At 44.7% G+C, this 12,939-nt stretch carries 14 protein-coding genes; 6 read left to right on the top strand and 8 right to left on the bottom strand.

Translation table 11 applies throughout. From position 1 onward, the window contains the following. Nucleotides 1–49: 49 nt before the first annotated feature. Nucleotides 50–1,237 (bottom strand): AI-2E family transporter, encoded by a 1,188-nt coding sequence (locus IRE19_RS05620; protein WP_203339584.1) that lies wholly within the window; start codon nucleotides 1,235–1,237, stop codon nucleotides 50–52. Nucleotides 1,238–1,295: 58 nt separating this feature from the next. Then, nucleotides 1,296–2,264, bottom strand: coding sequence for an LCP family protein (locus IRE19_RS05615; protein WP_191714374.1), 969 nt, complete (start codon nucleotides 2,262–2,264; stop codon nucleotides 1,296–1,298). Between the two features lie 375 nt (nucleotides 2,265–2,639). Here IRE19_RS05615 and msrA point away from each other — a divergent pair, with 375 nt between their 5' ends. Next, nucleotides 2,640–3,170 carry a peptide-methionine (S)-S-oxide reductase MsrA gene (gene msrA / locus IRE19_RS05610; protein WP_203339583.1) on the top strand — a complete coding sequence of 177 codons (531 nt, stop codon included), beginning with the start codon at nucleotides 2,640–2,642 and terminating at the stop codon, nucleotides 3,168–3,170. Nucleotides 3,171–3,253: 83 nt separating this feature from the next. Continuing rightward, complete coding sequence (locus IRE19_RS05605; RefSeq protein ID WP_203339582.1) at nucleotides 3,254–3,565, top strand: DUF2651 family protein; 312 nt, start codon at nucleotides 3,254–3,256, stop codon at nucleotides 3,563–3,565. Here IRE19_RS05605 and IRE19_RS05600 read toward each other — a convergent pair. Continuing rightward, the gene (locus tag IRE19_RS05600; protein WP_203339581.1) at nucleotides 3,555–4,739 is read right to left on the bottom strand and encodes an MFS transporter; all 1,185 of its coding nucleotides are present in this window, start codon (nucleotides 4,737–4,739) and stop codon (nucleotides 3,555–3,557) included. The two genes, IRE19_RS05605 and IRE19_RS05600, sit on opposite strands and share 11 nt — an antisense overlap. 359 nt (nucleotides 4,740–5,098) lie before the next feature. On the opposite strand from IRE19_RS05600, the gene IRE19_RS05595 reads away from it, so the two are divergent. Together IRE19_RS05595 and IRE19_RS05590 are read left to right on the top strand one after the other, a co-directional pair. Then, a complete protein-coding gene (locus IRE19_RS05595) occupies nucleotides 5,099–5,332 on the top strand; it encodes a hypothetical protein (RefSeq protein ID WP_191714370.1) in 234 nt (77 codons plus the stop codon). A 107-nt stretch (nucleotides 5,333–5,439) separates the two neighbouring features. Further along, nucleotides 5,440–7,047: an ABC-F family ATP-binding cassette domain-containing protein gene (locus IRE19_RS05590; protein WP_191714369.1), complete on the top strand. Its 1,608-nt coding sequence runs from the start codon at nucleotides 5,440–5,442 to the stop codon at nucleotides 7,045–7,047. A 114-nt stretch (nucleotides 7,048–7,161) separates the two neighbouring features. Here IRE19_RS05590 and IRE19_RS05585 read toward each other — a convergent pair whose 3' ends face one another. The 4 genes from IRE19_RS05585 to IRE19_RS05570 all read right to left on the bottom strand — a co-directional run bounded on the left by IRE19_RS05585 (nucleotide 7,162) and on the right by IRE19_RS05570 (nucleotide 8,803). Further along, nucleotides 7,162–7,638 (bottom strand): YkvA family protein, encoded by a 477-nt coding sequence (locus IRE19_RS05585; protein ID WP_191714368.1) that lies wholly within the window; start codon nucleotides 7,636–7,638, stop codon nucleotides 7,162–7,164. A 55-nt stretch (nucleotides 7,639–7,693) separates the two neighbouring features. Next, nucleotides 7,694–7,900: a cold-shock protein gene (locus IRE19_RS05580; RefSeq protein ID WP_191714367.1), complete on the bottom strand. Its 207-nt coding sequence runs from the start codon at nucleotides 7,898–7,900 to the stop codon at nucleotides 7,694–7,696. A 221-nt stretch (nucleotides 7,901–8,121) separates the two neighbouring features. After that, nucleotides 8,122–8,322, bottom strand: a complete 201-nt coding sequence (locus tag IRE19_RS05575; RefSeq protein ID WP_008428384.1) for a cold-shock protein — start codon at nucleotides 8,320–8,322, stop codon at nucleotides 8,122–8,124. Between the two features lie 184 nt (nucleotides 8,323–8,506). Beyond that, nucleotides 8,507–8,803, bottom strand: a complete 297-nt coding sequence (locus IRE19_RS05570; RefSeq protein ID WP_203339580.1) for a DUF1033 family protein — start codon at nucleotides 8,801–8,803, stop codon at nucleotides 8,507–8,509. A gap of 202 nt (nucleotides 8,804–9,005) precedes the next feature. Between IRE19_RS05570 and IRE19_RS05565 the strand changes: the two genes are divergently transcribed. Beyond that, a complete protein-coding gene (locus tag IRE19_RS05565; protein ID WP_203339579.1) occupies nucleotides 9,006–9,719 on the top strand; it encodes a 5-bromo-4-chloroindolyl phosphate hydrolysis family protein in 714 nt (237 codons plus the stop codon). Beyond that, nucleotides 9,691–10,869 (top strand): toxic anion resistance protein, encoded by a 1,179-nt coding sequence (locus IRE19_RS05560; protein WP_203339578.1) that lies wholly within the window; start codon nucleotides 9,691–9,693, stop codon nucleotides 10,867–10,869. Before IRE19_RS05565 ends, IRE19_RS05560 begins: the two co-directional genes overlap by 29 nt. A 211-nt stretch (nucleotides 10,870–11,080) precedes the next feature. Here the strand turns inward: IRE19_RS05560 and IRE19_RS05555 are convergent, their stop codons facing one another. Then, entirely contained in the window at nucleotides 11,081–12,934 is a 1,854-nt protein-coding gene (locus tag IRE19_RS05555) for a vWA domain-containing protein (RefSeq protein WP_203339577.1), read from the bottom strand. Nucleotides 12,935–12,939: the final 5 nt, after the last annotated feature.

Here is a 12,939-nt window from a genome sequence, read left to right as displayed (position 1 = left end):
AACTTTTGTTAATCCTTATATACCACTATTATGCTGTTTTAAAACAATCTTATAGTTCTGTATAATCGTATTGATTTTCCAAATTGGTTTCATGTTTGTTGTAACGGCGTTTAAAGAGCCTATAAAAATGGGAAATCAAGACCCGAAGCAACGCATACATCGGAATCCCTAAAATGACGCCGACAACACCGAATAGCGATCCCGCTGTCAAAAGCACAAAGATGATCGTCACCGGATGGATAAATAATGTTTTTCCCATAACTTGAGGAGAAATCAAATTTCCTTCCACCAATTGCACAACCGTCCAGACAATTGCCAGCTTAACCAGCATGAATGGGGATGTAACAAGTGCAATAATGGCGGCAGGAGTGATGGCAATAGCAGGCCCTATATAGGGCACAATGCTGGTCACCATGGCTAAAACCCCCAGCAGCAAGGCATAATCCATGCCAATGATCAGGAATCCGATATAAACCATGACACCAATGCAAAATGCTACAATCAGCTGCCCTTGTATGTAAGCCCCCAATTGCTTATCCGCTTCCGTGAATACTTCACGCGTATCGTCGCGGAATCTGGGCGGCAAGAGTTTGAGGAAATACTCCGGCAATTTCTCGCCGTCCTTCAACAGGTAAAACAGGATAAACGGAACGATGACCACCGATAAAATAACGCCAGTAATCGTGGAAATTAAACCAGTCACCCCTGTAATGATGCTGGTCACGGTATTTTGCAGTGTATCTGCAATATTGCCAGGCAACGTTGCAAGCAAGGTGTCGATTGTAAAGTTGGATTCACTGTAGTAATCACCGATATACGAGGTTCTTAAAAAGGCATCCACATCCGTCAGCAATTGCATAAAATACGTCGGAAACTCTTCAATGAGTGTTTGGAATTGTGATTTTAAAAATGGAAATACCAAGACGATCAATAATGTGATCAGTCCGACCACGCCAAGAAAGATGATAAGGATCCCCCAAATGCGCGGGATTTTAAAATTCTCCAGCATGCGCAACACCGGCCGCAGCAAGTAGAAGAAGATCAATGCCAACACAATCGGTAAGACTACGGTTTTCATGAATACGCTAAGCGGGTGGAAAATAAACGAAACCTCTTTGAAAATGAAAACCACCAAGCCAAGCAGCAATAGCGTAATCAGCGTGAATATGGTATTTCTTCCGCCTAAAAATCGAATGTAATTTGTAGCAAAAAACGATGGCTTGTCCTCTGGCTGCATAAGCTTCCCCTTTTCTTAATAGACTATATACCTTCATATTATCATATCATCTGATAATTTAGTCTAAGGGTTGTGACAAATATTCACTTAAGGCCTGTTTATTCTGTTCTACATCAATATCGAGAACCGATCCTGCATGGGAGTAATTCCCGTAACTATAGCTGTTTTCAACAGGCAAAGTCAGACGGCCCACTTCCCCGCTTCCGCCGGTTGCCAACTGTGTCGCCAGTTTCACTTGATCGGTCAAAGGCATATCCGTTTGGACATAGCCTTGCAAAGCTCCTGCCATTTTCGGGTATTTCGGAATCGCAGAAATGCTGATCAATTCGTCTTTCATGCCCGCAATCACTTGTTGTTGGCGGCGCACACGGCCAAAGTCGCCTTCATCGTCTGCGCGGAAACGCGCATACCCTAAAAGCTCTTTGCCGTTCAGGTTCTGGACACCTGGCTCCAATGAGACCCCAATCCGTTTCGACATCGCTTTTTCCACATCGATTTCTACGCCGTTTGGAGCTGCCACATCAACCAGACTTTCAAAGCTCTCAAAATCAATCACTGCGTAATGATGAATTTCCACACCGAACATGTTTCTCAGCGTATCCGCCAGCAGATCCACACCGCCTTCACCGTGTTTTTCTCCTAAATAATAGGCCGTATTTAATTTATAGGATTGATAACCGGGAATATCCGCATATATGTCGCGCATGAATGACGTCAGCTTGATTTCCCCATTTACTTTATCATGTGTAGCGAGCATCATTGTATCTGTGCGTGAAAATTCTTCTCCACGGGAATCGACACCCAATACCAGGATATTCTCGTAATCACCGTTTGCTTCATCTCCATCAAATGCTACTGGTTCTTGCTCGGTATTGTCTTCTGCTAAACTTACTCCACTTTTAAATTGTATGAATGCATAAGCACCAACTGCAATAAGAGCGACCATTAGCAGGAAGATGATGCCGCGCAGCCGTACTCTTCTTTTTCTGCGTCTTTTTCTTCTGACAGGTTGTAATTCTTCTTCCATAACAGATCTACTCCTTTCTAAACTTTTACGTCAATATGACGCGCGGGTATGCATTAAGTTTCAAGATTTTCTTTAAATAAATGAAAAGAATCAGGAATATAGGCTTTTTCTCATATGAAACCATTGAATTCACAAAAAAATTAATGCCCATTGCCGTTTAAAAGCCCACCTTTTGATTTCCAATGGTAAATTCATTGTAAATAAAACATTTTAATTGTCGTGAATCAAGCGGAGTGGTAAGATTTTTCTTACCTACTAAAAGATGATGTAGAAATTAGCTTTTCTTCCTATATAAACAGCAAGATGCCGAAAAGCCCAAAATCTCATCCGCAAAGTATAAAACAGGTTATCACTAATTCGAGAGGAGACATAATTATGACAGAAAAAGCGACATTCGCAGGCGGCTGCTTTTGGTGCATGGTCAAACCGTTTGATCAGTTTGACGGCATTGAGCAGGTAGTTTCCGGCTATATTGGCGGGCATATCGAAAACCCTACATACGAACAGGTGAAATCGGGTACTACCGGACATATGGAAGCCGTGGAAATCACGTTCCAACCGGATATCTTCCCGTATGAACAATTGCTGGATATCTTTTGGCAGCAGATCGACCCGACTGACAACGAGGGCCAATTCCAGGATCGCGGCTCCTCCTACCGGGCTGCTATTTTTGTCCACAACGATCAGCAGCGGGCGCTGGCTGAAAAAACAAAGCAGGACCTTGATGCCAGTGGGCGTTTCGACAAACCTGTTGTGACAGAAATCATGGATGCCGTCCCTTTCTACAGAGCGGAAGAGTACCATCAGGATTTTTATAAGAAAAATGCCGAGCATTACAAAAAAGACCGTGAAGAATCCGGACGGGATGCATTTCTGTCCAATGCCTGGGAAAAAGTTGACGCTTGAAGCGTCAACTTTTTTTCCCCTCATTTATTAACGGATTATTCCGTCAAATCGCCTATTTACATTCGAATTAGGGAGGAACTCGATTGAAGCTTATAGAATCCATCGACCCGATTGTGATGCAATTAGTGATTTTACCGACAATGGTTATAGGAATCGGCATTGTGCTCGCTATCTTGACCAAAAGAATTTATGTCGGTCCGATTACTACGATGTTATTGATCTTAAGTTATAATTTTTGGTATTTCTCTTCATTTTTTCCGAATTCAAAACTGTCATTCACTATGGTTTCTTCCTGGTGCATCATTTTCCCGTTGATCTCGCTGTATCTTTCCTGGCTCTTTATCCTGCAGCCGAAAGCGATCAAAGAGTTCTTCCTCCCGGATATCAAGAAATAGCCTCTTTCTTATTTGTGAGCAGGAAAGCAAAAATGAACATCAGCACAATAAAACTAAGCAGCATCAACAACGTAATCGTGTGATTGCCTGTCTGGTCATAAACGATGCCAATCGTCAACGGCATGAAAGCCGAAATGATATAGCCGCCTGATTGCGTCATAGCCGTCCAGCGATTGGCTTCATCAGCAGAAGCGGTCTCATCAAGAGGCATCAATAAGGCAATCGGGAATAGCCCCCCCAGCGCAACACCGATAAAAGCAGCCGCGATCCAAATCGTGGCGAGACTTCCGAACAGCAGCAGCAGTATCCCGATTGTGCCGGAAGCCAATATAATTACCGTCCACATGAAACGATTAGGAAATCGATTGAAAAATTGCGGAATGCTGATGCTTCCTGCAATCTGGACGGCAGTCATTAATGTCAGTACACCACCGGCTGCCAGGATCGACATTCCTTTTTCAATGGCAATCGGCGCTAGCCAGGTCAGCATAGAAAAGAATAATGCCGATTGGCAGCCGAAAAAGATCAGCATATACCAAGCCCGTTTATTTTTCCATGGCGATAAAGCGACAGCGCTGTCCCCTGCTATACTCTCCACTTTCACTTCAATCGGCTGTTTCACTTGCAGCCAAACGATGATAGCAGCTATCGACAAAAGGCTCCAACTTGCAATTGCCAGCGGCCAATCAGCAATCGTGTAAAAGACACCGGTCAAACCCGCGGACAAAGTCGCCCCGAGTCCCATTCCGAACGAATAGACTCCAATCAATGCAGCAGTACGCAATGGAAAATCACGTTTAATCATGGCAGACAGCAAAGGTCCAATAATAGCAATCGCCAAACCAATGATAAAAGCGGTGCCAAGCAGAACCGGATAAGTTGGCCAAAAGCCTCTGACTAGCGTAAACAGTCCGATTGCCATTAATAATAATGCGATTGAACGCTTTAAGCCGAACTTCCGGCCAAAACATACAGCCAGTGGCGCAAATAACCCCATGCAAAAAACCGGAATCGCCGTCAGCAAACTGACTTCGCTATTGCTTAGATTTAAATCTGCACGTATAGGCTCGAGCATCGGGCCGATGGACGAAATGGCTGGCCGCAGGTTCAAGGCAACGAACAATATGGCCACTATCATCAATCCCAATGTTGATTTCTTTTGCTTTTCAACCACGTTTTTTCCTCCTGTTAACTAACTCAAATATGTATAGCTTGTTCCATGGAGCAGGCCGCTGCCTTCCACTCCTTCTTCCCCCAGCGGGCTCGCGCCCAATCCTCTCGCCTGCTACGTAAAAACCGGTGCTCCTGCATCGCAGCGCTAGCTTTGTCTAAGGAGTCTCCGCTGTTTGGCTCTGTATCTCTAGCGTTTTTTCTCAGCGCGAGGCGGTGTCTCAAATATTATTCCTTTAGCTCAACTAACTATACTAAACGGGCATATTACTGTTTAAATGGTTTTCAAATTAATGCCTTACGCCAAACTTGTGTTCTCACCCTCGCATCATTTAAAATGGAGGTGTGAAAGGCGGGTAGTCAATGAAGCTCGTAAACTGGAGTTACGCAAAACGCTATAACATAAAAGCGATTTTCGATGAGTTTCCGCATGTCGTTGTCCTGTTCCGCCAAATCGGCGGCTACTACTTTATCTATTCGATGAAAGGCCTAACCCCCGAACATATTCCCGGGCGGCGCGAATATGTTCGGATGGAGTATTTGCTTAACAAGGAACTTGGCTTGTTGGAAGCTTATTTGGAACGCAAAACGAGGTAAAATAAGCTTATATTTTTAGTTTATCCGAGACCACGGGCGATTGCTATCGATTTCCGTGGATTTCGTGGTATACTCTTCTTATTGTGAAATTTAGGAGGTACGTATAAATGATAGCTGTAAATGATGTGAGTCTTCGCTTTGGTGACCGCAAACTATTCGAAGATGTAAATATTCAATTCAACCCCGGCAATTGCTACGGATTGATTGGTGCCAATGGTGCCGGCAAATCGACGTTCATCAAAATTCTGTCAGGTGATCTTGAAGCGCAATCCGGAAATGTCTATATGGGATCAGGCGAACGCCTTGCTGTTCTAAAGCAAAACCATTTCGAATACGAAGAGTACGCGGTTCTGGAAACCGTCATTATGGGACATAAGAAATTATATGAAGTCATGTCCGAGAAAAACGCCATCTACATGAAAGAGGATTTCTCTGATGAAGATGGGATGCGTGCAGCCGAGCTCGAAGGCGAATTCGCTGAATTGAACGGTTGGGAAGCTGAATCTGAAGCGGCTATTTTGTTGCAGGGCCTTGGCATTTCTGAAGACCTCCACGACAAGAAAATGTCCGAACTTTCCGGTTCCGATAAAGTGAAAGTGCTTTTGGCACAAGCTTTGTTCGGCAAACCTGATGTTCTCTTGCTGGATGAGCCTACCAACCATCTGGACTTGAAAGCCATCCAATGGCTGGAAGAATTCCTGATCAACTTTGACAACACCGTCATCGTTGTCTCGCATGACCGTCACTTCCTCAACAAAGTATGTACGCATATTGCCGACCTTGACTTCGGAAAAATTCAATTGTATGTAGGAAACTACGACTTCTGGTACGAATCAAGCCAATTGGCAACACGTTTAGCATCGGATCAAAACTCTAAGAAAGAGGAGAAGATCAAAGAGCTTCAGGCCTTTATCGCCCGCTTCTCCGCAAACGCTTCGAAATCGAAGCAAGCGACGTCACGGAAGAAAATGCTTGATAAAATCGAGCTGGATGATATCCGCCCTTCTTCACGTAAATATCCGTTCGTCAACTTCACCATCGGCCGCGAAATCGGCAACGATGTGTTGACTGTCAAAGATGTCAGCCAAACTGTTGACGGCAATAAATTATTGAACAATATCAGCTTTAACTTAAACAAAGACGACAAAATCGTCTTGATCGGTGATCCGCTTGCAAAATCAGCGCTTCTGCGTATTCTCGCAGAAGAAGACCAACCGGAATCCGGTTCGGCTCGCTGGGGAGTTACGACTTCACGCGCTTACTTGCCGATCGACAACACGTCCTATTTTGAAGGAAGCGAAACGTCATTGGTCGACTGGCTTCGCCAGTACTCACCAGAAGACGAAAGCGAAACCTTCCTTCGCGGCTTCCTCGGCAGAATGCTGTTCTCCGGCGAAGAAGTGAAAAAGAAACCTTCTGTTTTATCCGGTGGCGAAAAAGTACGCTGCATGCTTTCAAAAATGATGCTGTCGCACGCTAACGTCCTGTTATTGGATGAACCGACCAACCACTTGGATCTTGAATCGATCCAGGCATTGAACAATGGCATGATCGCCTTCAAAGGCGCCATGGTCTTCACTTCCCATGACCATCAGTTTATCCAGACAGTTGCAAACCGCGTGATTGAAATCCGTGAAGACGGAACGATCCTCGACAAGCAATTGACTTATGATGAATTTTTGGAATGGAAAGATACACAAGGCATCACCAACTAATCCAACTACCCGCAACAGCCCGCTCGGTTAAACGAGCAGGGCTGTTGCTTTTTTAATACAGAAAAACAGGCAAAGCCGCGGATGTCTTCACATCCCTGGCTTTGCCTGTTGGTTTTATTTGGTGAAACGTTTCACTAAACGGCCTGCAGGCAATTTGGAAACGTATTTATTTCCTGAGTTGGAGACTTTTTTGACAAGCGCCAATAAATCTTCATCTCCTGCCCAATGCTCGGTGATGACTTCTGTCGGGAATTTATTTAAAAGCGTATTGATGACAAATACGGCCACGACAACATCGTCGAGGAATCCGCCTGGCCCTACAAGAATTTCCGGCATAAAATCAATCGGTGCGATAAAATACATAATACCGGCACCAACTGCCGCTTTGCTCTTCGCATCAATCCGTCCGTCCAGCATCATCTTCGTCAGCAAGTGAAAAAGGTCTGGAGCGAAAAGAACATATCCGCTGACTGTTCCAACCACTCCGGGTTTATTGTCTACCCATTTCTGGACTTTCGCCCGGAGCTTCTGGTAGAAATCCTGTTGTTTTTCTTCGCTTGGCATCGGTTTTTTTAAGTATTCATTCGTCATTTGAATGTCCCCCCTCCATCTTACTTCTATGCAACTATCACTTTTGGCTTGACCATCAGAATACTAATGTTACATTTGTCGCTACACGCTCTTTATCGGCTACGCCTTGATAGACGGTGAATTTCACCGGTTGCCCAGGATTCAGTTTCCGGAGGCCATCTACATTGATATTGATCTCTTCGAAAAAGAAATCTTCGCCGTTGTCTCCAGTAATCATGCCTACACCTTTGGTTTCATCAAACGATTTTACTTTGCCTTCCATACTTAAAACCTCCCATATTCTCGTTATCCAGTCTTTTATTTATACCCTGACAAGTCTGAATAAAAACCTTCACGGCAAGAAGCCGGAACAAATGGACGTCTCTCACTTCTTTAAAGAAAGGAGTAGAATGAAATATAGAACCGGGAGCAGGAAAAGCATACAGGATTTTCGCTGAATTGATGCAAAAAAAGAACCACTCTGGAGAGAGTGGTTCTTGGACATTAGACTTTAGTTACGTTAGTAGCTTGTGGTCCGCGGTTTCCTTCTTCAACTTCGAATTCAACGCGTTGTCCTTCGTCAAGCGTTTTAAAGCCTTCGCCTTGGATAGCTGAGAAGTGTACGAATACATCGTCTCCGCCTTCAACTTCGATAAACCCGAAGCCTTTTTCTGAGTTAAACCATTTTACTGTTCCTTCTTGCATGTAAATTACCTCCTGTGGTAAAAAAATTTTCAATATGGAATCTTTTCAAATAAAAAAATTCACATATTCCCAAAAGTACCATCACTTGCTGATCACTTTTGGGAATGCGTGAATAGCGGTAATTGGTCAAGATTTCATGTTGTTACTATCAGTATAGCAAATTGACTACAAAAGTCAAATAAATCTAAAAACTTATCTTTGGAACCCCATCAACTAGCCATATAAGACTATGAAAAATCTGCAGATCCTCTTCGCACTTTTCGCAATATTCCATTTCCTCCTCATTCCAGTAAGCATCAAAAGCTAAATCCCGTTTTTCATGATTGGCAAATTGCAGACCGAAAGCCTGCTTCTGTTCTTCTAAATAACGCTGTGCTTCCTCGTCAGAAGAGAATTGTTGAAGAGAAACGATTTTTTCTTCCCAATCATCGAACATCCACCAAGGTTCATAATCTGCTCGAGTGTAGACGATTTCATGCATAGTTCCAGCCCCATTTCTTCCTAATTAGCATTTTGCCAAATATTTTACAGCTTGTAAAGCGTTTTGCATGATATTTTCAAGAGATTCGAAAGTTTGTATTGACATGCAGTTTCACGTAAAATATAAGGTAGAGCAAGCATCGAAACGAAACTTTTCGGTGTCCAGGACGTATAGTTAAGTAGCAATAAAGGAGGTCCATTGCATGAAGCCCTTAAAGCCGATTGAAAATTTCATCAAAAGGCAATCCGTCAGCCTGCCTCTCATGACTGTGATGTTTCCGGTCCTTTATTTGGGTGCAGAGATCGGATTGATCGCATCTGGAGCTGTGGCAGCTGGAACCTATCTTGCCAGCAACACGACCATCAAGCAAGTTCAACTTTCATCAGACTCCAAAAATCTCGGGATGACCCGCAGTGAATTTAAAAATGTCAGAAACCAGATAAAAGAAGGCAAAGATAAAATCAAACAGCTTCAAAGCAATTATTATAAAGTCCGTTCCATTTCATCTTTCAAGCAATTGATGGATATGACAAAGATTGCGAATAAAATCATTACAGTAGTCCAACAAAACCCCAGAAAATTCTACTTGGCTGAGCCGTTCTTCTATTCCCATCTGGATTCAGCGATTGAATTGACGGAGAAATACACATTATTGGTTGGGCAGCCTGTCAAAGACCGCGACATGCGCGTCGCTTTGCAGGACACCCGGGAAATGCTTTTGTCGCTCAATAAAGTGATGGAACAAGATCTGAAGCAAGTGCTATCCAGCGATGTCGAAAGACTCCGGATGGAATTGGATTACGCCCAATTGGCTGTCGATAAGCATAATAACAAGCAACAGAAATTACTCGTTCAGCCAGAGCCTGAACACGAGGGAGACGTGGAAGATGACAGAAAAACCATCAACTCGAAGTGAATTGGATGATTTATTGGAATCGCCTTTTGGCATGCAATTGGAAAAGCAGGAGCAGTCTGTAGCTGAACAGGCAGAAGGGCGCCCTGTCGCTTTAATGGATCGCTTAACGAAAGATGAGCAAGCGAAAGCACGTGAGCTCGCCAAGCAAATTCCCGTCGGCAATAACGAAGCGATTCTCACATACGGTGCCAATGCCCAAAATCAGCTGAGCCAGTTTTCGCATAAAATGCTCGATCATGTGCAGCGCAAAGACATCGGCCCTGTCGGTGACGTGCTCCACGATCTAATGAAGAAACTGGAAGAACTGAATCCTGAAGAATTGACGCAAGGGAAAAAATCAGGCATCCGCAAGCTTTTTTCGAAAGCCAAGTATTCAGTCCAGGAAATGATGACCAAATACCAGAAGCTCAGCACACAAGTCGACCGCATCAGCATCCAGCTCGACCATTCCAAACGCGGACTGCTTGATGATGTCCAGATGCTTGAGCAACTTTATGACCAGAACAAAACGTATTTTCAGGCATTGAATGTCTATATCGCTGCCGCTGAATTGAAGCGCGATGAAATTATGAGCGAAACAATCCCCGCCCTCCGCAAAAAAGCAGAGAGTTCACAGGATCAAATGGTTTATCAGGAAGTCAACGACATGATGCAATATGTCGACCGTCTGGAAAAACGGCTGTATGACCTGCAGCTGTCGCGCCAAATCACCATCCAAAGCGCACCGCAGATCCGCATGATTCAACAGACCAACCAAACCTTGGCGGAAAAGATCCAGTCATCCATCATGACATCGATTCCATTATGGAAAAACCAGATTGCCATCGCGTTGACATTGAATAAACAGATGAAAGCTGTCGAAGCGCAAAAACAAGTTACGTCTACCACCAATGACCTGCTTTTGAAAAACTCTGAGATGCTGAAGATGAATTCGATTGAAACTGCACGTGAAAATGAGCGCGGCATCGTTGAAATCGATACGTTGAAGAAAACGCAGGAAAACCTGCTCGAAACCATCGAAGAAACACTGAAGATCCAAGCGGAAGGCCGCAGAAACCGCAAAGCCGCCGAGCTCGAAATCGGCCGCATGGAAGAAGACTTGAAACAGCGCCTTCTGGCGATCCACGATGGCAATGAAAACAATCAATAACAGCAAATCCCCGGAAGCTCCATCGCTTCCGGGGATTTTTTTCTGTGTTTTATTTGTATGGAAAGTATTTCATCGGCTTCAGCAAGTATTTGAGGGCCAATGGAAAGTATTCCGGCCATTTTGGAAAGTATTTTATGCTTGCCGGAAAGTAAATCCTTATATTGGAAGTCAATCTTCGAAAAGGCCCGTATTAGCCGCACATAATGAAAAATCATCCCGCCTGGATCACCAGATGCAAACTCCTTTTCAACAGGCGCAGCGTCTGTTCGACAAACTGCTCGAGAGAATCGGCACTGACGGATTTATTGCCATACATCATCCGGTAAAACGCCGCTTGTTCTTCTGTAATGGAATCTCCGCTCAAAAACAGATGCAACACTTCAATGCCTTGCTTTTTCGCCTCCGAAACAGCGTTTGCCGTATCTACTACGCCGTTTTCAGCGTAGTTGTAGGCAGATGGCTCCCCATCGGAAAAGACCAGTAAAAAGCGGTGTTTTTCGGTCCGCCGTTTCAGCCGGCTGTTCATCCAGCGTATGGCAAAACCGTCCCGATTGTCTTCATGCGCATCCAATGAGGCAATTTCCTGTGCATGGTCTCTGCCCCGGTCTTCGAATTTATGCATCCACTGAAAATAATTCGGCTGTTCAGTATCACTTGCCTCGTACGCATCTTCATAGAATAGGACGATTTCATGAGGCACATCCAAGCCTCGTAACACATCGTGGAAAAGCAGGACAGCCTGCTTGGTCTCATCCAGCTTGTCGATCATGGAAGCCGAGCCATCAATCAAGAGACAGAAAACCGCATCCAGTTCTTTGGAAGGCGCTGTTTTCCGGTAGAAAGGTTTAGGCCGTTCTTCAATCACCAACGGCATCAGTTTTTTCGACAGCCGGCCTGCGTTCAAATTGCTGCGGACGCCTTCCTGCCTTTGCGTCATGCGCTTTTTCAATTCTTTCAGCAAAGCCCGCACATACGGTGCTTGTTTGTTTCGCCAGGCTTCGATTTCCAGACGATGGTCCCTTTCTGCCAGCAACCTGGACTCGTGGTATACGACCTGATCATTGGCAGATCCGAATCGACCTTCCGCTTTTTTCGGCTTGCTTGCCATCTGCCGATCTTCTGCATCACTGTCTTCCAAATGTTCTCCGCTTGAATCTCCTTTGGCGGTCTGTTGGACGTCTGCTGTGCCTTCTTCTTCCCTGCCGCCTTCTGCCAATTGGGAATCTCCACGTTCGAGCTCAAACTCCATTGCTGGCGCCTCGCTCTTTTCAGTTTCCCTGTGCCAGGCTTGGAACCATTCCTCAATGGTCTCAATTTCTTCAGGTTCATCTGACTCTTCGGCATCAATGCCTTCGTGATAATGAAACGGCGGAGCTTTATCGACTGCTTCGCCAAATGTGTAGTACGTATGCAAAGCATCCGACTCCAGCAGAAATTCAATCCGGTCCATAATCCGATTCACTACTTTTACGGAGTCCATCGTCGTTCTTGCATCAAATAACTCGGTCCAGATGAATGATAAAGCATTAAAACGCTCTCCAGCATTCACTTCGACACCGCGCAAACTCAAATAAGCCGCATTGATCAACAAATCGCTTGTAAAGCCTTTTTTCAGATTCTGCTGGAATTGATCTTCGTGGTAATCGGTGTAAACAGCTTCCCGCGTATCGAAAGCTGCAGCCGTACCAGGACGTGCCGCTTTTATCTTCTCGGACAGCCGAAACTCTTCTGCACATAATAATAATTGTTCCCTTAAACTCGGCAAAGCGGTATCCACTTGTTTGAAACGGCGCCATGCAGCCAAGCTGAAATCGCGCCAATAGCCTGCTGCCATCAAATAGATATCCGACAAGTAACCGTTGCGCTCGATCCGTTTTGTGCGATGCCGCCAAAACACACTGATGGACATGGCGGATTCAGATGGCCGCAGTTCCACCAATTTGCGTGTCGTCACCTTCAAATAAGGGGCATCCGCCAACGCACCGGCAAGCAACTCCATTTGATGAAGCATTTTCGTATCGATGGTTTCGTTATTGAATTGGATAAAGCGATTGACTGATGCCATCTTTT

It is taken from the genome of Planococcus beijingensis (genome assembly GCF_016820615.1).
GTDB lineage: Bacteria > Bacillota > Bacilli > Bacillales_A > Planococcaceae > Planococcus > Planococcus notacanthi.
The sequence above is the reverse complement of the archived record's forward strand: the minus strand, read 5'-3'. Positions and strand labels throughout refer to the sequence as shown.

Excerpts from the sequence above, each read along its gene's own strand:
- IRE19_RS05555 (WP_203339577.1), bottom strand. The coding sequence starts at position 12,934 with ATGGCATCAGTCAATCGCTTTATCCAATTCAATAACGAAACCATCGAT.
- IRE19_RS05565 (WP_203339579.1), top strand. The coding sequence starts at position 9,006 with ATGAAGCCCTTAAAGCCGATTGAAAATTTCATCAAAAGGCAATCCGTC.
- IRE19_RS05620 (WP_203339584.1), bottom strand. The coding sequence starts at position 1,237 with ATGCAGCCAGAGGACAAGCCATCGTTTTTTGCTACAAATTACATTCGA.
- IRE19_RS05560 (WP_203339578.1), top strand. The coding sequence starts at position 9,691 with ATGACAGAAAAACCATCAACTCGAAGTGAATTGGATGATTTATTGGAA.
- IRE19_RS05590 (WP_191714369.1), top strand. The coding sequence starts at position 5,440 with ATGATAGCTGTAAATGATGTGAGTCTTCGCTTTGGTGACCGCAAACTA.
- IRE19_RS05570 (WP_203339580.1), bottom strand. The coding sequence starts at position 8,803 with ATGCATGAAATCGTCTACACTCGAGCAGATTATGAACCTTGGTGGATG.
- IRE19_RS05615 (WP_191714374.1), bottom strand. The coding sequence starts at position 2,264 with ATGGAAGAAGAATTACAACCTGTCAGAAGAAAAAGACGCAGAAAAAGA.
- IRE19_RS05575 (WP_008428384.1), bottom strand. The coding sequence starts at position 8,322 with ATGCAAGAAGGAACAGTAAAATGGTTTAACTCAGAAAAAGGCTTCGGG.
- IRE19_RS05585 (WP_191714368.1), bottom strand. The coding sequence starts at position 7,638 with ATGACGAATGAATACTTAAAAAAACCGATGCCAAGCGAAGAAAAACAA.
- msrA (WP_203339583.1), top strand. The coding sequence starts at position 2,640 with ATGACAGAAAAAGCGACATTCGCAGGCGGCTGCTTTTGGTGCATGGTC.
- IRE19_RS05580 (WP_191714367.1), bottom strand. The coding sequence starts at position 7,900 with ATGGAAGGCAAAGTAAAATCGTTTGATGAAACCAAAGGTGTAGGCATG.
- IRE19_RS05595 (WP_191714370.1), top strand. The coding sequence starts at position 5,099 with ATGAAGCTCGTAAACTGGAGTTACGCAAAACGCTATAACATAAAAGCG.